The 260-nt window shown below is 50.8% G+C and carries 1 pseudogene; it reads right to left on the reverse strand.

The annotated features are described in order from the left end of the window. Positions 1-260: pseudogene (locus RVY79_RS20205) on the reverse strand (TetR family transcriptional regulator); the annotation flags it as partial.

Here is a 260-nt window from a genome sequence, read left to right on the forward strand (position 1 = left end):
TTTAACGCACTCCGATAACGCCTGATAACGTGCCAGCAGCTTTTGTTCGGCGGTTTGCGTTTCGTCCAGCATCAGCTGACGACGCCAGACATCTATCTGTTGGCTAAGATAACGCAGCGCATCGTAGAGGATTGCCTCTTTGTCTGGCCAGAAGCGGCGTAGCTCGTCCAGTGGATAATCCACACGTTCAGCAACCATCTCCAGCGTGGTGTTGGCAATCCCTTGTAATTCTAATAATTTCAGGGCTTCTCCCAGTACAT

This window comes from Chromohalobacter sp. HP20-39 (assembly GCF_033052815.1).
In the GTDB taxonomy this organism is placed as follows: domain Bacteria; phylum Pseudomonadota; class Gammaproteobacteria; order Pseudomonadales; family Halomonadaceae; genus Chromohalobacter.